This window comes from Streptomyces sp. NPDC007808 (assembly GCF_042868655.1).
Lineage (GTDB): Bacteria > Actinomycetota > Actinomycetes > Streptomycetales > Streptomycetaceae > Streptomyces.
Genome location: NZ_JBIAEQ010000009.1, coordinates 458,944 through 477,165, shown reverse-complemented (window position 1 = coordinate 477,165; position 18,222 = coordinate 458,944). Strand labels below are relative to the sequence as shown.

The 18,222-nt window shown below is 71.6% G+C and carries 17 protein-coding genes and 1 pseudogene; 6 read left to right on the top strand and 12 right to left on the bottom strand.

What is annotated here, in order from left to right:
- Positions 1-9: 9 nt before the first annotated feature.
- Positions 10-1,401 (bottom strand): FAD-binding oxidoreductase, encoded by a 1,392-nt coding sequence (locus tag ACFYNL_RS33215; protein ID WP_388810047.1) that lies wholly within the window; start codon positions 1,399-1,401, stop codon positions 10-12.
- Positions 1,402-1,612: 211 nt separating this feature from the next.
- On the opposite strand from ACFYNL_RS33215, the gene hemB reads away from it, so the two are divergent.
- Positions 1,613-2,611, top strand: a complete 999-nt coding sequence (hemB, locus tag ACFYNL_RS33210; RefSeq protein WP_388810044.1) for a porphobilinogen synthase — start codon at positions 1,613-1,615, stop codon at positions 2,609-2,611.
- Between the two features lie 18 nt (positions 2,612-2,629).
- On the opposite strand, the gene ACFYNL_RS33205 is transcribed toward hemB, so the two are convergent.
- Entirely contained in the window at positions 2,630-2,815 is a 186-nt protein-coding gene (locus ACFYNL_RS33205; protein WP_388810041.1) for a hypothetical protein, read from the bottom strand.
- Positions 2,816-3,111: 296 nt separating this feature from the next.
- Here ACFYNL_RS33205 and ACFYNL_RS33200 point away from each other — a divergent pair, with 296 nt between their 5' ends.
- Together ACFYNL_RS33200 and ACFYNL_RS33195 are read left to right on the top strand one after the other, a co-directional pair.
- Positions 3,112-4,320 carry a PLP-dependent aminotransferase family protein gene (locus ACFYNL_RS33200; protein ID WP_388810039.1) on the top strand — a complete coding sequence of 403 codons (1,209 nt, stop codon included), beginning with the start codon at positions 3,112-3,114 and terminating at the stop codon, positions 4,318-4,320.
- Between the two features lie 71 nt (positions 4,321-4,391).
- The gene (locus ACFYNL_RS33195; protein ID WP_388810036.1) at positions 4,392-5,225 is read left to right on the top strand and encodes an arylamine N-acetyltransferase; all 834 of its coding nucleotides are present in this window, start codon (positions 4,392-4,394) and stop codon (positions 5,223-5,225) included.
- A gap of 30 nt (positions 5,226-5,255) precedes the next feature.
- Here ACFYNL_RS33195 and ACFYNL_RS33190 read toward each other — a convergent pair whose 3' ends face one another.
- The 4 genes and pseudogenes from ACFYNL_RS33190 to ACFYNL_RS33175 all read right to left on the bottom strand — a co-directional run bounded on the left by ACFYNL_RS33190 (position 5,256) and on the right by ACFYNL_RS33175 (position 7,924).
- Positions 5,256-6,044, bottom strand: a complete 789-nt coding sequence (locus tag ACFYNL_RS33190; protein WP_388810035.1) for a DUF4253 domain-containing protein — start codon at positions 6,042-6,044, stop codon at positions 5,256-5,258.
- A 42-nt stretch (positions 6,045-6,086) separates the two neighbouring features.
- Positions 6,087-6,575 carry a DUF2690 domain-containing protein gene (locus tag ACFYNL_RS33185; protein ID WP_388810129.1) on the bottom strand — a complete coding sequence of 163 codons (489 nt, stop codon included), beginning with the start codon at positions 6,573-6,575 and terminating at the stop codon, positions 6,087-6,089.
- Positions 6,576-6,947: 372 nt separating this feature from the next.
- Positions 6,948-7,133 (bottom strand): annotated as a pseudogene (locus ACFYNL_RS33180) (helix-turn-helix domain-containing protein); the annotation flags it as partial.
- Complete coding sequence (locus tag ACFYNL_RS33175) at positions 7,130-7,924, bottom strand: peptidoglycan-binding protein (protein WP_388810033.1); 795 nt, start codon at positions 7,922-7,924, stop codon at positions 7,130-7,132. The gene ACFYNL_RS33175 and the pseudogene ACFYNL_RS33180, both read right to left, overlap by 4 nt.
- Before the next feature lie 321 nt (positions 7,925-8,245).
- On the opposite strand from ACFYNL_RS33175, the gene ACFYNL_RS33170 reads away from it, so the two are divergent.
- Entirely contained in the window at positions 8,246-8,686 is a 441-nt protein-coding gene (locus ACFYNL_RS33170; protein WP_388810030.1) for a peptidoglycan-binding protein, read from the top strand.
- 97 nt (positions 8,687-8,783) lie between these two features.
- Here the strand turns inward: ACFYNL_RS33170 and argS are convergent, their stop codons facing one another.
- The gene (argS, locus tag ACFYNL_RS33165) at positions 8,784-10,541 is read right to left on the bottom strand and encodes an arginine--tRNA ligase (RefSeq protein WP_388810028.1); all 1,758 of its coding nucleotides are present in this window, start codon (positions 10,539-10,541) and stop codon (positions 8,784-8,786) included.
- A 205-nt stretch (positions 10,542-10,746) separates the two neighbouring features.
- Here argS and lysS point away from each other — a divergent pair, with 205 nt between their 5' ends.
- Positions 10,747-12,489, top strand: a complete 1,743-nt coding sequence (gene lysS / locus ACFYNL_RS33160; RefSeq protein WP_388810127.1) for a lysine--tRNA ligase — start codon at positions 10,747-10,749, stop codon at positions 12,487-12,489.
- A 47-nt stretch (positions 12,490-12,536) separates the two neighbouring features.
- Here the strand turns inward: lysS and ACFYNL_RS33155 are convergent, their stop codons facing one another.
- The 3 genes from ACFYNL_RS33155 to ACFYNL_RS33145 all read right to left on the bottom strand — a co-directional run bounded on the left by ACFYNL_RS33155 (position 12,537) and on the right by ACFYNL_RS33145 (position 15,874).
- A complete protein-coding gene (locus ACFYNL_RS33155) occupies positions 12,537-13,841 on the bottom strand; it encodes a DUF2637 domain-containing protein (RefSeq protein WP_388810026.1) in 1,305 nt (434 codons plus the stop codon).
- 165 nt (positions 13,842-14,006) lie between these two features.
- Positions 14,007-14,891, bottom strand: a complete 885-nt coding sequence (locus ACFYNL_RS33150; protein ID WP_388810023.1) for a DUF3558 family protein — start codon at positions 14,889-14,891, stop codon at positions 14,007-14,009.
- A 137-nt stretch (positions 14,892-15,028) separates the two neighbouring features.
- On the bottom strand, positions 15,029-15,874 hold the full coding sequence (locus ACFYNL_RS33145) for a DUF3558 domain-containing protein (protein ID WP_388810021.1): 846 nt from the start codon (positions 15,872-15,874) through the stop codon (positions 15,029-15,031).
- A gap of 216 nt (positions 15,875-16,090) precedes the next feature.
- Here ACFYNL_RS33145 and ACFYNL_RS33140 point away from each other — a divergent pair, with 216 nt between their 5' ends.
- Complete coding sequence (locus ACFYNL_RS33140; RefSeq protein WP_388810018.1) at positions 16,091-17,284, top strand: RtcB family protein; 1,194 nt, start codon at positions 16,091-16,093, stop codon at positions 17,282-17,284.
- 34 nt (positions 17,285-17,318) lie between these two features.
- On the opposite strand, the gene ACFYNL_RS33135 is transcribed toward ACFYNL_RS33140, so the two are convergent.
- Together ACFYNL_RS33135 and ACFYNL_RS33130 are read right to left on the bottom strand one after the other, a co-directional pair.
- Positions 17,319-17,540 carry a hypothetical protein gene (locus ACFYNL_RS33135; protein ID WP_388810124.1) on the bottom strand — a complete coding sequence of 74 codons (222 nt, stop codon included), beginning with the start codon at positions 17,538-17,540 and terminating at the stop codon, positions 17,319-17,321.
- On the bottom strand, positions 17,444-18,220 hold the full coding sequence (locus ACFYNL_RS33130) for an SDR family NAD(P)-dependent oxidoreductase (protein WP_388810016.1): 777 nt from the start codon (positions 18,218-18,220) through the stop codon (positions 17,444-17,446). The genes ACFYNL_RS33135 and ACFYNL_RS33130 overlap by 97 nt, the downstream gene beginning before the upstream one ends.
- Between the last annotated feature and the right edge of the window lie 2 nt (positions 18,221-18,222).

Below are 18,222 nucleotides of genomic sequence, written 5' to 3'. Positions count from 1 at the left end.
CGCGGGCCGTCAGGACGCCATGGGCACCGTGTGGCCGAAGCGGAGCAGGTTGGCCGGGTCGTAGACCGACTTGTCCTTGCGCAGGCGGTCGTACACCTCCGGGGTCCAGGCCCGGGCGCGGTCGGACTCGTCGCCGGGCGTGCCATGGATGTTGATCATCGTGCGGCCGGTGCCGTACGGGGCCATCGCCTCGTGCAGGGAAGCGGTGGCCCGCTCGATGGCCGCGGCCGCCGGTGGGGCGGCGAGCACGCCCACCGTCTCCAGGATGTACAGGGCGTCCCGCGCGCAGATCGCGTCGTCCTGGCGGGCCGGCCGGGACAGGGCGCCGCCCATGTGGCGCAGCTCCGCCATGAGCAGGGGGCAGTCGGTGACGTCGGGGCCCACCTGGTCCAGGAAGGCGCGGATCGCGTCGGGGGTGAGGTCGCGCAGCAGGGCGCACGACTCGCGGGCCGGGAGCGGGTCCTGCGGCTCCAGGTGGATGCGGTCCAGGGCTGCGTACGGCATCTCCTCCACGGTGTCGACCTCGACAGGCGCCGCGGCGCGGATCGGGGCCAGCAGGCGCTCGCCCTCCGCGGGGTCCCCGGGCCAGGCGACCGCGACGCGGGCCCAGAAGCCGCCGCGCAGCGGTTCGGGGATCTCCGGGATGGGCGGCAGACGCAGCAGGGCGAAGGCGCTGCACATCTCGTCCGGAACCGTCCGTGTCCACTCGGTCCAGTTCCGCAGCACGGTCTCGGCGTGCTCGCCGGGGCTGTGGACGGCGCCGCCGAGGACAGTGGTCAGGGGCAGCAGCTCGAAGACCATGGAGGTCACCACGCCCACGTTGCCCTTGCCGCCGCGCAACGCCCAGAACAGCTCCGCCTCGTGGTCGGGGTCGGCCTCGCGGAGTGTGCCGTCGGGTGTGACGACCTGGAAGGACCGGACCAGGTCGGTCGCGTAGCCGTAGGCCCGGCCCATGACGGGCAGGCCGCCGCCGAGCGTGTAGCCGACCGCGCCCGCGTCGGTGGAGGTGCCCGTCAGCGCGGCGAGGCCGTGCGGTGCCGCCGCGTCCAGGACGTGCCGCCACTTCGCGCCGGCCGCGACGGTCGCCAGGCGCTCTCGCGGGTCGATCCGTACGTCGGTCATGCGGGCCGTGCTGATCAACAGCCCGTGATCGATGGGGAAGTTCGCCCCGTGCCCCGTGGCCTGCACCGCGACCGGGGTGCCGGTGGCCGACGCCCAGCGCAGGGCCGTCACCACGTCGTCGACGCCCGTCGCACCGACCACCACGTCGGGGGTGTGCAGCGCGGCCAGGTTGAAGCCGGCGACCTCCTCGGCGTAGCCGTCCTCGCCGGGGCGCAGGACCGGGCCGTGGATCTCGGAGAGGGCGAACAGGTCGGGGGTGTTGTGGTGGGTGGCGGTCATCGCGTCCTCCGCGGTGTGCGTACGTACGGAGGGACGGCGGCGGCGGGGCGAGGTGGGGCGGGCCGTCGGAGTCCTTGCGTGCGGGGGCTGATCGGGGCCTCCCTCTCAGGATGGACCCGGGGTGTGGGGGCCGCACGCGGGCCGCGGGGGGCCGCCGCCGCCGACGCCTCGTCGGCAAAGGGACCGCCGGGGCGGGCGTAGCGTAGGTGGCATGACGACGTACGGTTCCTTCCCCGGCACGCGTCCGCGGCGTCTGCGGACCACCCCCGCCATGCGGCGCATGGTCGCCGAGACCAGGCTGCACCCCGCCGACTTCATCCTCCCGGCCTTCGTGCGCGAGGGCGTCAGCGAGCCGGTGCCGATCGCCGCGATGCCGGGCGTCGTCCAGCACACGCGGGACAGTCTGAAGAAGGCGGCCGTGGAGGCGGTCGAGGCGGGCATCTCCGGGATCATGCTCTTCGGGGTGCCCGAGGAGGAGAAGAAGGACGCCCTCGGGACGCCGGGGACCGACCCGGACGGGATCCTCCAGGTCGCCATCCGGGACGTGCGGGCCGAGGTGGGGGACGACCTGCTCGTCATGTCCGACCTGTGCCTGGACGAGACCGTCGACCACGGGCACTGCGGGGTGCTGGACGCGCAAGGGCGGGTCGACAACGACGCCACCCTGGAGCGGTACGCCGAGATGGCCCAGGTGCAGGCCGACGCCGGCGCCCATGTCGTCGGGCCCAGCGGGATGATGGACGGACAGATCGGGGTCATCCGCGACGCCCTCGACCAGATCGGCCGGGAGGACGTGGCCGTCCTCGCCTACACGGCGAAGTACGCCTCCGCCTTCTACGGGCCCTTCCGGGAGGCCGTCGCCTCCTCGCTGAAGGGGGACCGCAAGACGTATCAGCAGGATCCCGCGAACGCCCGTGAGTCCTTGCGCGAGTTGGCCCTCGACCTGGAGGAGGGCGCCGACATGGTGATGGTCAAGCCGGCCGGACCCTACCTCGACATCCTGGCCCGGGTGGCCGAGGCGGTGGACGTGCCGGTCGCCGCCTACCAGATCTCCGGTGAGTACTCGATGGTCGAGGCCGCCGCCGAGAAGGGCTGGATCGACCGGGACCGGGCGATCTTCGAGACGCTGACCGGCATCAAGCGGGCGGGCGCGCGCAACATCCTCACGTACTGGGCCACGGAGGCGGCGCGGAAGCTGGGCGACCGGTAGCCGATCGCGGGCTCTGGCTCACGGCCGGTCGGACGTCTTGGGCGTGGCGGGAGCCGTGGCCGTGGGGCTGGTCGGGGTGGACGGGCCCTCGTCGCGCAGGCCCTCGCCGTCCTCGCACGCGGTGAGCGTGAGTACGGCGACGGCCACCAGCGTGGCGGCGAGCAGCCGGGCGCGGACGCGAACGGGGTGTGCGGACGCGGACATCGTGGCGGCCCTCTCCTCAGGTGGGGGCTGGGGTCGGCCCTCAGCCTGAGCGATCATCCGGCCCGCCCGCCACCCTCTGCCGGGAATTCGGGACGCCCCGGTCGAGGGCATCCCTCTTACCTGCGGGGACGTCATGTCCCGTGAGCCCGGCGCGGGACGCGGGACGGACGTGGCCCACGATGCGCCCGGGGCGGCAAGGTCCGCATCCCGGAAAGCTGCATGTAGACGACACATAGTTCTCTAGGCTGCCCGGCACGAGCCGCCCCCCGCGTCGCCGCAGCCGAAGGAGCCGTGCCATGACCGTCATCGCGTCCACGCCCCACCCCACCGCAGCCGCCGTGCCACCGCTCGCGGCGCGGACCGGAAAGGTCGGCGGCTCGCCCGTGCGGGACATACTCGCCGTCACCGCCCGCCCCGAGGTCATCAACTTCGCGGGAGGTCTGCCCGCACCGGAGCTGTTCGACCGCGACGGCATCGCCGCCGCCTTCCGCGACGTGCTCGCCGAGACGCCGGCACAGGCGTTGCAGTACTCCACGACCGAGGGCGAGCCGAGCCTGCGCGCCGGGCTCGCCGCACGGCTGTCGCAGCGGGGCCTGGTGACCGGGGCCGACGACCTGCTCGTCACCACCGGCTCCCAGCAGGGCCTGTCACTGCTGGCCACCGCGCTGCTGGACCCCGGGGACACCGTCCTCGTCGAAGACCCCTGCTATCTCGCGGCCCTTCAGGTCTTCGGTCTCGCGGGAGCACGGATCGTGGCGGTGCCGGGTGACGCGGACGGCGTGGACCCGCAGGCGCTGGAGGAACTCATCGCCCGGGAACGGCCGAAGCTCTTCTACACCGTGCCCACCTTCCAGAACCCGACCGGCAGGACCCTGCCCGCCGCGCGCAGGGCGGCCGTCGCACAGGTCGCCGCGCGGGCCGGGGTGTGGATCGTCGAGGACGACCCGTACGGCGAACTGCGGTACGAGGGCGAGCGCGTGCCCTGGATCGCCTCGTACCCGGGTGCCGAGGACCGCGCGGTGCTGCTGGGCTCCTTCTCCAAGGTGATGGCGCCCGGTGTGCGGCTGGGCTGGCTGCGCGCCCCGGCTGCCCTGCGCCGCGCCTGCGCCGTCGCCAAGCAGGCGGCCGACCTGCACACTTCGACCGTCAACCAGCTCGCCGCCGCCCGCTGCCTCACCACCCTGGACGCCCACCTGGCCCGGGTCAGGGACGTCTACCGCGAACGCCGCGACGCCATGCTCGCGGGGCTGCCCGCCGCCCTCCCGGACGGCTCCGCGTGGCAGCGGCCCGAAGGCGGCATGTTCCTCTGGGTCCGCCTGCCCGCGTCGTACGACACGACGGCCCTGCTCCCGAAGGTGGTGCGGCAGGACGTGGCGTACGTCCCCGGCGCACCCTTCTACGCCGGTGAACCCGACCCGTCGACGCTGCGGTTGTGCTTCGTGACGCAGACGCCCGAGGAGATCGGGGAGGGGCTGCGGCGGCTCGGGGAGGGGCTGCGGTCCTAGGACCGACGACGCAGCACGGATCGTCCCCTGGACGGCGGTCGGGCCCGTGCCGATCTTCATAGGGTGATCCCATGTCCGACACCTTGCGCTTGGATCTGGATGAGTATCTGCGGCGAATCGGTGGGGAGGGGGAGCTGCGGGCGGACCTGGCGACGCTGCGGCGCCTGCACCTGGCACACATGCGGAGCATCCCGTTCGAGAACCTGGACGCTCTGCGGGGCACCGCCCCCTCCCTCGAACCCGCCGACCTGGTGGCCAAGTTGCTGCACAGCCGCCGCGGCGGCTACTGCTACGAGCACAACACCCTGTTCGCGGGCGTACTGGAGGCACTGGGCTTCGGGGTGACCCTGCTGACCGCACGCGTCGTCGTGGGAGCGGACCGCATCGAGAGCCGCCCGCGCACCCACATGGCACTGCTCGTGGAGGTCCCCGGCGATCCGCAGCCGTATCTGGCGGACGTCGGCTTCGGCGCGATCGGCGCGCTGCTGGAGCCGGTGCCGCTGACGGCCGGTGTCGAGTTCCAGGACGCGGAACGCCGGCACCGGCTGGTCCACGCGCCGCACGCGGGACCGCTGGAGATGTGGCTGCTCCAGGCCCAGGACCAGGTGAAGGGCGACTGGGTCGACCAGTACGCCTTCACCCTGGAGCCGTTCGAGAAGCCCGACTTCGAGGTCATCAACTGGCACATCGGCACCAACCCGCGCTCGCCCTTCACCCAGCGCGTCTACGTCCAGAACATCACCGCCGAACGCCACCTCCTCCTCGACGGCCGGCTCCTGACGGAGACGCGCGCGGACGGGACCGTCGTCGAACGCGAGGTGACCGAGGAGGCGGAGGCGCGGCGGCTGCTGGACGAGGAGTTCGGGATCGACGTGCCGGAAGGGATGGGGCTGCTGCCGCGCTAGAAGCGGGGCGTCGGGTCGTGTCCGCCCGGCCTAGTCCCACCAGAAGTGCCAGGCCGACCGGCCGAGGAGCCGGTTCTCGGCGTAGCCGCGCAGATCCGTGTCGCTGCCCTGCCAGATGGTGTCGGGGCAGAACGCGAAGTGTTCGGCGGCCAGGGCCTCCGCCTCGGCGAGCGTGGTGGGCGGGGCGGCCACGGACACCAGCAGGGTGTCGAAGCCGAGGGCCACGACCCGTATGCCGAACCGGTCCTCCCAGGAGCGGAGCACCGCGGACAGCCGGCCCATGTCGTTCTCGTGGTTCGCCGGGCCCGTCCAGCCGATCACCGCGGGGATGTCGGCGCTGCGGCGGGCCGGGACGAGCGCGAGACGCGGCTCTTCCAGGGCCTCGCCGCCGTCGAGGAGCAGGCCCACGACGTCGGAGGCGACGGAATCGGGGTCAGGGGAGCCGACGGCCCCGGTGTCGGCCAGACCGGGCCAGTCCTCGTCCTCGTGAGCGCACTCGTCCCAGAACTCCGCCAGCACCTCCTCGGCGTCGTGATCCCCCGGGTACGACATCTCGCCCGGCATCAACTCCCACAGCCCCGGGCCGCCGTGGCGGGCGACGTCGAGGAGGACCGGGAGCAGGCCGGCGCCCGGTGCCGTCCGCCGCAGCGCGGCCCAGCCGCCGGAGGCGGCGCGACCGTCCGCCAGCCACAGCAGCGGCTCGTGCCACGGTCCGTCGTCCGTCGTGTCCAGCAGCCTGCCGGGCGGGAGTCGGAGGCCGACGACGCCCCCCGTGGGGTCGGTGGCCAGCTTCGGCAAGGAGTTCGGAAGAGTCGCCATGTCGGTGACTGTAGGCGGCGGCACTGACAACGAGCCCCGCCCTCACTCGGCCACCCGGCCGTCCACGCACTCCCCTTCACCGCCCGCCACCGGCCGGAAGCAGACCCGGACGACGGTGCCGGGCCGAACGGCCGTCATGGGGGTGTGGACGTAGGCGTCCGCGTCCAGGGCGTTGCGGACCTCGGCGCTGCGCACGCCACGCCGGGGCCCGGCGGGTCCTGCCGCCGACATCTCGATCCGGTCCCCGACGCGGGTCCCCCACATCCGGGCCCAACTCGTCCCGCACTCCGCGCTGTAGCGCAGGTCCACCGAGGCGCCGGTCGCGGTGCGGCGCACGGCCAGGGTCGCCGGTGCGGAGGCGCACTTCATGCGCGTCGGACTCTCGGCCTCGCAGCCCGCTCCCCGGCAGCGCGGCCCGTTCGCGGCGGGCGGCGGCGACAGGGACGATCTCGGTTCGCCGTCCCGGGGCACCAGCATCAGCACCGCCGCCGCCAGAGCGCCGACCACGACGGCACACACCGACGTGAGCACGGCCAGGACCGCCGCATGCCGGGACGCGGCCGCGCCACCGCCCGGTGCCGTCCGTGGCGCAGCCGTAGACGTAGACGTAGACGAAGACGAAGACGAAGACGGAGACGGAGACGGAGAAGCGGGGGACGGCAGGGGCGGCGGCGACGCGAGAGACGAGGGTGTGGGCGTGCCCGGGGACGTGGGTGGGCCCGACGACGGCGAGCCCGGATACGTGGGCGAGCCCGCCGACGACGGCGAGCCCGCTGACGACGGCGAGCCGGGAGGTCGAGGGAGCCTCCCCTCCGCCGCGCATCCGCTTCTCTCCGCCGCCCGCCCGCTCCCCTGCGACTCCGCGATCTCCCACAGGGCCACATGCCGCCCCTCCGGCTCGCCGGCGAGGCGGCACAGCTCCTGCACGGCGTCGCGCGGAGGCAGTGTCCGGGCGTTGAGGTAGCGGTCCCAGGACGACTTGCTGAACGCCGTCTTCGCCGCGAGGCCGACCAGGCTCAAGCCGGTGCGGCCCTTCAACTCCCGCAGCTCGGCGGCCAGTCGGGCCCGCTCCGCCGACGGCCCCGTCATCGCCGCAGGGCCTTCCACGTGTGCGGTCCGACGATGCCGTCCACCACCAGCCCCGCCCGCTCCTGGAACCGCCTGACCGCGTCCTCCGTCACCGGCCCGAAGATCCCGTCGACGGCGCCCGGCGCAATGCCCGCCCTGCGCAGCAGACACTGCACCTCGGCCACTTCCGGCCCGGCGCGGCCGTCCGCCACGATCGCGTCCCGGGTGCGGCTGTTGCCCGCGTACCAGCGGCCGTCGACGCGCTCGGCGCGACAGGTGTATCCGGGTGCCGCGGGCGCGGCCGACGCCGGTGCCGACGCGGCGATGGGAGCCGTGGCGTCCCCGCCCGCGTGCCCGCCCAGCCGTATCAGCAGCATCACCGCCGTACTGAGGGACAGCGCCAGCGCCACCGTCCCCGCCACGAGCGCGGCCCTCACCCAACCCCCGGCCGATCCGGCCGCGTTCATCCCGGACGACACGATGTGCGGTGCCGTCGCCGCCGGTTCGGGCCCGGGCCCGTCCGGCGCGGTCCCGCTCGTGTGTCTCTTTCCCCACGCCTGCGCGGCGACCTCGCGCAGCGCCAGCAACCTGGTCGGATCCTCACCCCCGACCCGGGCCAGCGCCTCGACGGCCTCCCTCGGCGGCAGCGACCTGCCGCCCAGGTACCGCTCCCAGGACTTCGGGCTGTACGCCGTCCGGGCCGCCAGCTGCCGCAGGCTCAGCCCGCTGTGGTCCTTCAACCGGCGTAACCGCACCACCAACTGCCGTACCCGCGGATCCAGTTCCGCGGGCAGCGCTGCCCAACGCGACATGTTCCCCCCACTCGCGTTCACGGTCGGGCCCAGCGGTCCGTGGTCGGCGTCCCCCGCGCCCGTCCGCATTCTGCCCCAGCATCAGGCGTCCCATGGCGGAAGCGGGCCCGCGCACCCGTACGGAATCGGCCACCGCGTGCTCGCGCCGTCCCGCGACGACGTCACCGCGGGTGGCGTCCGCCCAGGTCACAGGAGGGGACGTCCCGCGGTGACGTCGGTTCCGCGGCAACTGTGGCGACCCGCGCCGCCCGCCCCGCACTCTCGACCTGCCGGCCCGGCGGCAAGGGCCGCCCCACCCGAACCAGAGCGAGAGGTACAAGCATGCGACCCAATGTCTGGACGAGGACCCTCGTCAGCGTCAGCGCCGTACTCGGCCTTGCCGCAGGCAGCCTCGCGACCGCGGGCGCCAGCTTCGCGGCGTCGGACACGAAGCCGGCCGTGAGCTCCGAGGTCTCCGTGCTCGCGGTGAACAACCTCGGTCTGACCGCCGCCGAGGCGAAGAAGGTGCAGGGCTGGCTGAAGGAGTACTGGGGCTACACCGGCGCCATCGACGGGCAGCTGGGCACCAACAGCTGGAAGGCCTTCCAGCGCTGCCTGAAGGAGTACTGGGGCTACACCGGTGCCATCGACGGCATCGTCGGCTCGGGCACCATCAAGGCACTGCAGCGTCTGCTGCAGCACTGGGGCTACAACGGCGCGATCGACGGGATCGCCGGAGCGGGCACCAAGGCCGCGTTCAAGAACTTCGCCAACGGCATCTGACGGCCCTGGCCACGTCTTCGCGTACCACCGCGTACCACCGCGTACGGCCCGTCCGCTCCGGGAAGGAGAGGACGGGCCGTCGGCGTGGCGCGGGTGCTCAGAGCCGCTCGGGCGTCCGGATGCCCAGCAGGGCCATGCCCTGGTGGAGGGTCCTGGCCGTCACGTCGCACAGGAACAGCCGGTTCTCCACCTGCTCGGTCGTCTCCGCCTTCAGAACCGGGCACTTGTCGTAGAACGACGTGTACAGCGACGCCAGTTGGTACAGGTACGCGGCCAGCTTGTGCGGGGCGTACTCCGCGGCCGCCTCGAAGACCGTGTCCCCGAACGCGTCCAGGTGCAGGCCCAGGGCCCGCTCCGCCGGGGCGAGTTCGAGCTCCGGGTGCGCGGTCGGCAACGCCCCGCCCGCCTTGCGCAGGATCGACTGGATCCGGGCGTACGCGTACTGCAGGTACACGCTCGTGTCGCCGTTCAGCGACACCATCTGGTCCAGGTCGAACTTGTAGTCCCGGTTCGGCGACGTCGACAGGTCCGCGTACTTCACGGCGCCGATGCCGACCTGCGCGGCCCGCTCCTGGATCTCGTCCTCGGTGAGGTCCCGCGCCTTCTCCCGTACGACCTCCGCGGCCCGCTGCACCGCCTCGTCCAGCAGGTCCTCAAGGCGTACGGTCTCGCCCTCACGCGTCTTGAACGGCCTGCCGTCCGCGCCGAGGACCGTGCCGTAGCCCATGTTGTGCGCGGTGACCTCGTCGTTCAGCCAGCCGGCCCGGCGGGCCGCCTCGAAGACCATCTTGAAGTGCAGCGACTGGCGTACGTCGACGACGTACAGCAGCGTCGTCGCGTGCAGGTCGACGACACGGTTGCGGATCGCGGTCAGGTCGGAGGCCGCGTAGCCGAAGCCGCCGTCGGCCTTCTGCACGATCAGCGGGACCGGCTGGTCGTCCTTGCCGCGGATCTCGTCGAAGAAGACGACGAGCGCGCCCTCGGAGCGGACCGCGACGCCCATCTCCTCCAGGAGGCGGGCGGTCTCGGGCATGCCCTCGTTGTACGCGGACTCGCCGACGATCTCCTCGTCGCGGATCTCCATGTCCAGCTTCTCGAAGACGGAGTAGAAGTAGACCTTCGACTCGTCCACGAACTGCTGCCACAGTTCGATCGTCTCCTTGTCACCGGACTGCAGGGCGACGACCCGCTTACGGGCCCGCTCCTTGAACTCCTCGTCCGAGTCGAACAGCGCCCGCGACGCCTTGTACACCCGGTTCAGGTTGCTCATGGCCTGCTCGCCGTCGACGTCGGCCGCGGGGGCCAGCTCGCCGGGGTGCTCGAACAGGTACTGGATGAGCATGCCGAACTGGGTGCCCCAGTCGCCGATGTGGTGCCGGCCGATCGTCTTCTCGCCGGTGAAGTCGAGCATGCCGCGCAGGGCGTCGCCGATGACCGCCGACCGCAGGTGACCGACGTGCATCTCCTTCGCCACGTTCGGCTGGGCGTAGTCGACGACCGTGACGCCCGGGTTCCCCTTCAGCGGCACGCCGAGGCGCTCGCCGTCCGCGTGCCGCGCGGCGAGGTTCTCGGTGATCGCCCTGTCCGCGATCGTGATGTTCAGGAAGCCGGGGCCGGAGACCTCGACGTCCTTGATCACGTCACCGGTGACGATGGCGGCGACGACCTGCGTCGCCAGCTCCCTCGGGTTCGCCTTGGCCTTCTTGGCGAGGGCCAGGATCCCGTTGGCCTGGAAGTCGGCCCGGTCGCTACGTCGCAGCAGCGGGTCGCCTCCGGCGGCTTCCGGGCGGGCGGAAGCGAGGGCATCGGCGAGGTGCTGGTTGACGCGAGCGCTGAGGGACGTGACCGGGGCCATAGGAATGGGTGCCGTTCTCCTCGGGGGGATGGATAGACACGGCCAGTATCCCATGGGGGGTAAAGCGATTTTTGCGGCCGGGAGCCCGGGGTGCGCCGTGCGCCGCCGGGCCCGAACCGCATAGTGGTTTTCGCGGAAGCGAGGTCGCCTGGGAGAATGGAGCCGCCAGCCGTTGACCGTACGGCTGCCCTGGAGAAAGAAGGACGTGCCGATCGTGGCTCAGAGCACCGAGACCACCGACTGGGTCTCCCGTTTCGCGGATGAGGTCATCGAGGAGTCGGAGCGTCGGGCCCCGGGCAAACCGGTCGTCGTCGCGTCCGGACTCTCCCCTTCCGGGCCCATCCACCTGGGCAACCTGCGCGAGGTCATGACCCCGCACCTCGTCGCCGACGAGATCAGGCGGCGTGGTCACCAGGTCCGCCACCTGATCTCTTGGGACGACTACGACCGCTACCGCAAGGTGCCGGCCGGGATCGCCGGTGTCGACGAGTCCTGGGCGGAGCACATCGGCAAGCCGCTGACCTCCGTACCGGCGCCCGCAGGCTCGGCGTACCCGAACTGGGCCGAGCACTTCAAGGCGGCCATGGTCGAGTCGCTCGCCGAGCTGGGCGTGGAGTTCGACGGGATCAGCCAGACCGCGCAGTACACCTCCGGGGTGTACCGCGAGCAGATCCTGCACGCCATGAAGCACCGCGGTGACATCGACGCCGTCCTCGCGCAGTACCGCACCAAGCCCAAGGCCGGTGCCAAGAAGTCGCAGAAGCCCCTCGACGAGGCCGAGCTGGAGGCCGCCGAGGGCTCCGGCGCGGCGAGCGAGGACGACGGCAGCTCCGGCTCCGCCGGGTACTTCCCGTACAAGCCCTACTGCGGCAACTGCGAGAAGGACCTCACCACCGTCACCTCGTACGTCGACGACACCACCGAGCTGTCGTACACGTGCAACGCCTGCGGCTTCGCCGAGACCGTCCGGCTGAACGAGTTCAACCGCGGAAAGCTGGTCTGGAAGGTCGACTGGCCCATGCGCTGGGCGTACGAGGGCGTCGTCTTCGAGCCGAGCGGTGTCGACCACTCGTCGCCGGGGTCGAGCTTCCAGGTGGGCGGGCAGATCGTCGGGATCTTCGGCGGCAAGCAGCCGATCGGGCCCATGTACGCCTTCGTCGGCATCAGCGGCATGGCCAAGATGTCGTCCTCGCGCGGCGGGGTGCCCACCCCGGGCGACGCGTTGAAGATCATGGAGCCGCAGATCCTGCGCTGGCTGTACGCCCGGCGCAGGCCCAACCAGTCCTTCAAGATCGCCTTCGACCAGGAGATCCAGCGGCTGTACGACGAGTGGGACAAGCTGGACGCCAAGGTCGCCGACGGCTCGGCGCTTCCGGCCGACGTCGCCGCGCACTCCCGCGCGGTGCGCACGGCCGGCGCCGAACTGCCGCGCACCGCTCGTCCGCTGCCGTACCGGACGCTCGCGTCCGTCGCCGACATCACCGCCGGACACCAGGACCAGGCGCTGCGCATCCTCTCCGAGCTGGACCCGGAGAACCCGCTGGCCACGCTGGACGAGGCACGCCCCCGGTACGACAAGGCCGAGGCGTGGATCAACACGCACGTGCCGGCCGACCAGCGCACCATCGTCCGGGACGAGCCCGACGCCGAGCTGCTGAAGTCCCTCGACGAGGCGTCCCAGCAGTCGCTGCGGCTGCTGCTCGACGGGCTGGAGTCGCACTGGTCGCTCGACGGGCTCACGCACCTCGTGTACGGCGTGCCCAAGGTGCAGGCCGGGTTCTCCGCGGACGCCACGCCCAAGGAGCTGCCGCCGGAGATCAAGACCGCCCAGCGGTCGTTCTTCGCGCTGCTGTACCACCTGCTGGTGGGGCGGGACACCGGTCCGCGGCTGCCCACCCTGCTGCTCGCGGTCGGACAGGACCGGGTGCGGTCCCTGCTCGGGGAGTAACGGGTCGGCGAAGGGCCCTCTTCGGAGGGCCCTTTCCCATGTGCCGGTCAGGCGATGTGCTCGTCCGTCAGTTCCGCGTTGAGGCGGTTGGAGAAGCGGTTCACCATGCGCTTGGCCTCGGACTCGTCCAGCGTGACGCCGTACGTCGCCTCGACGTCGGCGATCAGCCCGCGCGGGGTGGGCGCACCGTTGCCGCTCTTGATCGACTCACGGAAGACCAGGTAGTAGTCCTCCTCGGTCGGCTCCGGAGCGCCGCCGCCCTCCCCGAGCTCACGGGTCCGGCCGGGACTCACCGGGATCGGAAAGGTGCCGGTCTCCTCCGGAGCGGGCTCCTGGGCCGGCGGTTCCTCCTGGTACTGGTCCTGGTACTGCTCCGCCTGGAGCTGCTCCTGGTACCAGTCCTCGTAGTGCTCCTGGGGGTCGTACGAGGGGTTGTAGCCGCCGTGGTACTCGACCTGGCGGGGGGTGTTGAACCAGTCCTGCACGTACTCCGGCTGCTCGGGACTGGGCGTACCGGCCCGCTCCGGGCGCTGCTCCCCGGCCGGTGCCGTTCGCCGCGGGACGGGGACCGCCGCCGCGGCACGACCGACCGCCGGCGGCTGCGGCTGCGGCTCCGGTGCCGCGCCCACGGCCGGCCTGGGGGCCGGCGGCAGCAGCGCGGGCTCGATGCCCGCCGCGGCCAGCCCCGCCGGGGCCGTCTCCGCCAGCGGGACGCCGTAGCGGGCCAGACGCAGCGGCATCAGCGACTCCACCGGTGCCTTGCGGCGCCACGCGCGGCCGAAGCGGGAGCGCAGGCGGGCCTGGTAGACCAGGCGCTCCTGCTCCAGCTTGATGACCTGCTCGTACGAGCGCAGTTCCCACAGCTTCATACGGCGCCACAGCAGGAACGTCGGCAACGGCGAGAGCAGCCAGCGCGTCAGCCGGACGCCCTCCATGTGCTTGTCGGCCGTGATGTCGGCGATACGCCCGATCGCATGGCGGGCCGCCTCCACGGACACCACGAACAGGACCGGGATCACCGCGTGCATGCCGACGCCCAGCGGGTCCGGCCAGGCAGCCGCGCCGTTGAACGCGATCGTCGCGGCCGTCAGCAGCCAGGCCGTCTGGCGCAGCAGTGGGAACGGGATGCGGATCCACGTCAACAGCAGGTCGAGGGCGAGCAGGACGCAGATGCCCGCGTCGATGCCGATCGGGAACACGTAGCTGAAGTTCCCGAACCCCTTCTTGACGGCCAGCTCGCGGACGGCCGCGTACGAACCGGCGAAGCCGATGCCGGCGATGATCACGGCGCCGAACACGACCACGCCGATGAGAACGCGGTGCATCCGGGTCAGCTGCGGTGGCCCGGCCACTCGTACTCCCCTCCCCTTGCGTGTTGTTGCGCGCAACAGGGTGGCACATCTGTGCGGCGTACGAATTCAGGTACGGTTCGAGCCCGGCCCCCGACAGGGACCGGGCTCGTGGAAAAAGCGCCTCTGAGCTGGTAGTTCCGCCTCAGCGGCGGGCAGGTGTGACGGTCAGCTCTTCTGCGACGCTGTCTTGGACGGGGAGCTCGCCGCCGCCTTGGAGGGGCTGCCGGAAGGGGACTTCGAGGGAGACTTCGAAGCCGACTTCGAAGGCGTGCTGCTCGGCGTGCCCGCGCCGCCGCCCTCGCCGTTCGCCTTCTGCACCGCGGCGACCGTCTCCTTCGCGGCCTTGCGCGCCAGCTTGTCCAGGGCGTCCGCGCTCGGGGTCTTGTCACCGGCGAAGCCGGCGCCGTTGTAGTCGAGCGTGACGACGACGTTCTCCACCCGGGCCACGACCGTCTCCTGCTTGAAGGATCCCTCCTTCTTCTTCAGGTCGTAGCGCACCACCGTCGCCTCGTCGCCGACCCCGGTGACCGGCTCCGACTTCACGTTCTTCGCGCCGCTCACCGACCGGGCGTCCGTCAGCTGCGACGCGAAGTACTCCCGCGCCAGCTTGTCGGCCGAACCGCTCGTGACGTCCGAGTCGAAGCGCACCAGGGAGACGTTGAGCCAGCGGAACTGCGAGCCCTTCACGCCGTTGTTGTCGAGGCTGCTCCAGGAGCAGGAGGCGCGCGAGGAGGTGTCGTCCGACGAGCCCGCCTTGCCGGACTTGGCCTTCGGGACCAGGTCCTCCAGCGTCTTCTTCGACAGCACCTTGCACGACTGGGGAAGCGACTTGTACGCGGCCGCCTGCACGGTCGGCGACGGGCTCGCGGACGCCGACGCCGAGGAGGACGCCGAAGCCTTCGCGCCGGCCGCGTCGTCCGTGCCGGAGTCCGACGAACAGCCCGCGGCGATCAGCATCACGGGGACGGCGGCCGCGCCGACAAGGACGCGGTGAAGGCCCTTCACCCGCTGCTCACGGTCCTGCTGTTCTCGCTTGGCTGCTCGCTGCATGGTTCCTTCACTCATGAGTGACACTCGTGGTTCCTGCGGTCGGATCGGGTCCGAGGGGCCACGGTACGCGGTGAAGAAGCCGTGTGGTCTCGTTTCGGTTACGTCGCACTCGGGCGCACCGCGGTGGCCGAGGGGCGCTACTCCGACAGCGCTTCGGCCAGTTGCGCGGCGAGATTCCGGGCCCTGTCCTGCATTGCCTCGGCGTCCGGCACGGTGCCGACGGTCGCCGGCTGCTCCTCGTACTCGATCCTCACGACCACGTTGGACGTGCGGAACACCACAGTCACGGTGCGCTGCTGGGCCGTCGAACCGGAGCCGCCGAGCACGTCGTCGAGGAACGCCTCGTCGCCCAGGTCGTCGAGGACCCGGGGCTGCAGTTCGGCGGGCGGTGAGGCGTCGGTGGAGGTCGAGGCCGAGGGGGACGCGGTGGACGAGGCGGACTTGCCGGGCGCCGGGGCCGAGGAGGAGGGGGAGCCGCTCGGGTCGGCGGACGGGGTGCCCTCGGCGGTGTCGCCGCTGTCGGTAGGCACCGGCTCCGGCAGGTCGGCCGCCTCCAGCTCCGTCGCGAAGAGCCGCTCCGCCTCGCTGTCGTCGCTGACGGAGGTGTCGTACGCGACCACCCGCTCGAAGTCGACCATGAGGTGGTCCGTGGCCTGCGCCGACTCCACCTTCCAACGGCAGCCGGCCTTGCGGTCGGTGTCGAAGGTGGGCGTCGGGGTGCCCTCGTACGCCTTCTCGCGCTGCTCGTCGTCCGGCAGCTGCCTGATGCCCGGCAGCAGCGAGTCGAGTGTCTCCTCACCGACCACGCCGCAGGGTTCGGGCAGTGTGCGGTACCGGCCGGGCTCGGCCGCGGCGGTCGCCGTACCGGAGTCGTCGGGGTTGGACTCGTCGGTGGTGCCGCCGCCGTCGGAGCCGCCGGTGCAGCCGGCCAGCAGCGCCGCGAGGAGCGCGGCGACGCCGGTTACGTACGCCTTCCGCTGCACGGTCAGGCTCCTTTCGACGGTGGCTGTGTGGTCGGTCCCTTGCCGGCGGTTCGGTGTCCCCGCTGGTTATTCGCTTGCTGCGCGGGGGCGTCCCCTGGAGACAATGTGTATCGCACGCACTGCCGTGGACGCCGGTCCGTTGTCCTTTTTCATCGACCCTGGCGCCGGTATTGCGATTTCAGACTTGTGTTGTGTTTCCGGGGGATAGAGGACGATATGTCGTACGTGGAGATGCCGGGCGCGAAGGTGCCGATCCGTATGTGGACCGACCCGTCGACGGTCGAGGAGGTGGCTCTCCAGCAGCTGCGGAACGTCTCGACGCTGCCGTGGATCAAGGGGCTCGCGGTCATGCCGGACGTCCACTACGGCAAGGGTGCGACGGTCGGGTCCGTCATCGCGATGCAGGGGGCCGTGTGCCCCGCGGCGGTGGGCGTGGACATCGGGTGCGGTATGTCGGCGGTGAAGACGTCGCTCACGGCGAACGACCTGCCGGGTGACCTGTCGCGGCTGCGCTCGAAGATCGAGGAGGCGATTCCGGTCGGGCGGGGGATGCATGACAGTCCCGTGGATCCGGGACGGCTGCACGGCTTCGGCACGGCCGGGTGGGACGACTTCTGGGGGCGGTTCGACGGAGTCGCGGACGCGGTCAAGTTCCGTCAGGACCGCGCCGGGAAGCAGATGGGAACGCTCGGTGGCGGTAACCACTTCGTCGAGGTATGCACCGATACGACCGGTTCCGTCTGGCTGATGCTGCACTCCGGTTCCCGCAACATCGGCAAGGAACTGGCCGAGCATCACATCGGCGTGGCGCAGAAGCTCCCGCACAACCAGGGCCTGGTCGACCGTGACCTCGCCGTCTTCGTGGCGGACACGCCGCAGATGGCGGCGTACCGCAACGACCTGTTCTGGGCGCAGGAGTACGCCAGGTACAACCGCACGATCATGATGGCGCTCCTGAAGGACGTGGTCCGCAAGGAGTTCAAGAAGGCGAAGCCGACCTTCGAGTCCGAGATCAGCGCCCACCACAACTACGTGGCCGAGGAGCGCTACGACGGCATGGACCTGCTCGTGACCCGTAAGGGCGCGATCCGGGCCGGCTCCGGCGAGTACGGCATCATCCCGGGCTCGATGGGCACGGGTTCGTACATCGTGAAGGGCCTCGGTAACCCGATGTCCTTCAACTCGGCCTCGCACGGCGCGGGCCGGCGCATGAGCCGCAACGCGGCCAAGCGGCGGTTCTCCACGAAGGACCTGGAGGAGCAGACGCGCGGCGTGGAGTGCCGTAAGGACTCCGGCGTCGTGGACGAGATCCCGGGCGCCTACAAGCCGATCGAGCAGGTCATCGACCAGCAGCGGGACCTGGTGGAGGTCGTGGCCAAGCTGAAGCAGGTCGTGTGCGTGAAGGGCTGACGGTCCGGCGGTCTCGTGGGAGGCCGTCGGAGCGTCACTTCGGCGCGTGCGTCACCGCGTAGATCATCACGAACGCCACGATGTGGATGCCGAACAGGAAGTAGCCGAGCCACCACCACATCTGGCGTTCGTCGTGCGGGTCCTTGCCGTCGGCCGCCACTACAGCTCCCTGTGGACCTTGGTGTTGGACGCCTGGGCGCGCGGGCGGACGACCAGGAGGTCGATGTTGACGTGGCTGGGGCGGGTCACCGTCCAGGCGATGGTGTCGGCGACGTCCTCCGCGGTGAGGGGCTCGGCGACGCCCTGGTAGACCTTCTCCGCCTTCTCCCTGTCCCCGGCGAAGCGGTTCAGGGCGAACTCGTCGGTCTTGACCATGCCGGGGGCGATCTCGATGACCCGGACCGGTCGGCCGACGATCTCCAGGCGCAGGGTCTCGGCGAGGACGTGGGCGCCGTGCTTGGCGGCGACGTAGCCCGCGCCGCCCTCGTAGGTGCCGTGGCCCGCCGTGGAGGACACGACCACGATCGTGCCGTCGCCGCTCGCCTCCAGCTTGGGCAGCAGGGCTTGCGTGAGGTTCAGGGTGCCGATGACGTTCGTCTCGTACATCGTGCGCCAGTCGGCCGGGTCGCCGGTGGCCACCGGGTCGGCGCCGAGGGCACCGCCCGCGTTGTTGACCAGGACGCCGATCGTCCTGAAGGCCGTGGCGAACTCGTCGACCGCGGCGCGGTCGGTGACGTCCAGCTGGTACGCGGTCGCCGAGTGGCCGGCCGCCTCGATCTCCTCGGCCAGGGCCTCGATGCGGTCCTTGCGGCGGGCGGTCAGGACGACCCGGTAGCCGGCCGCGGCGAGCTGTCGTGCCGTGGCGGCGCCGATTCCGCCGCTCGCGCCGGTGACGACGGCGATACGGGAGGCGGCGGACGGGGCTGCGGTGGGCATGG

Excerpts from the sequence above, each read along its gene's own strand:
- ACFYNL_RS33205 (WP_388810041.1), bottom strand. The coding sequence starts at position 2,815 with ATGTCCGCGTCCGCACACCCCGTTCGCGTCCGCGCCCGGCTGCTCGCC.
- ACFYNL_RS33195 (WP_388810036.1), top strand. The coding sequence starts at position 4,392 with ATGTCCGACACCTTGCGCTTGGATCTGGATGAGTATCTGCGGCGAATC.
- ACFYNL_RS33215 (WP_388810047.1), bottom strand. The coding sequence starts at position 1,401 with ATGACCGCCACCCACCACAACACCCCCGACCTGTTCGCCCTCTCCGAG.
- ACFYNL_RS33140 (WP_388810018.1), top strand. The coding sequence starts at position 16,091 with ATGTCGTACGTGGAGATGCCGGGCGCGAAGGTGCCGATCCGTATGTGG.
- ACFYNL_RS33170 (WP_388810030.1), top strand. The coding sequence starts at position 8,246 with ATGCGACCCAATGTCTGGACGAGGACCCTCGTCAGCGTCAGCGCCGTA.
- ACFYNL_RS33190 (WP_388810035.1), bottom strand. The coding sequence starts at position 6,044 with ATGGCGACTCTTCCGAACTCCTTGCCGAAGCTGGCCACCGACCCCACG.
- ACFYNL_RS33200 (WP_388810039.1), top strand. The coding sequence starts at position 3,112 with ATGACCGTCATCGCGTCCACGCCCCACCCCACCGCAGCCGCCGTGCCA.
- hemB (WP_388810044.1), top strand. The coding sequence starts at position 1,613 with ATGACGACGTACGGTTCCTTCCCCGGCACGCGTCCGCGGCGTCTGCGG.
- ACFYNL_RS33150 (WP_388810023.1), bottom strand. The coding sequence starts at position 14,891 with ATGCAGCGAGCAGCCAAGCGAGAACAGCAGGACCGTGAGCAGCGGGTG.
- argS (WP_388810028.1), bottom strand. The coding sequence starts at position 10,541 with ATGGCCCCGGTCACGTCCCTCAGCGCTCGCGTCAACCAGCACCTCGCC.
- ACFYNL_RS33130 (WP_388810016.1), bottom strand. The coding sequence starts at position 18,220 with ATGCCCACCGCAGCCCCGTCCGCCGCCTCCCGTATCGCCGTCGTCACC.
- ACFYNL_RS33175 (WP_388810033.1), bottom strand. The coding sequence starts at position 7,924 with ATGTCGCGTTGGGCAGCGCTGCCCGCGGAACTGGATCCGCGGGTACGG.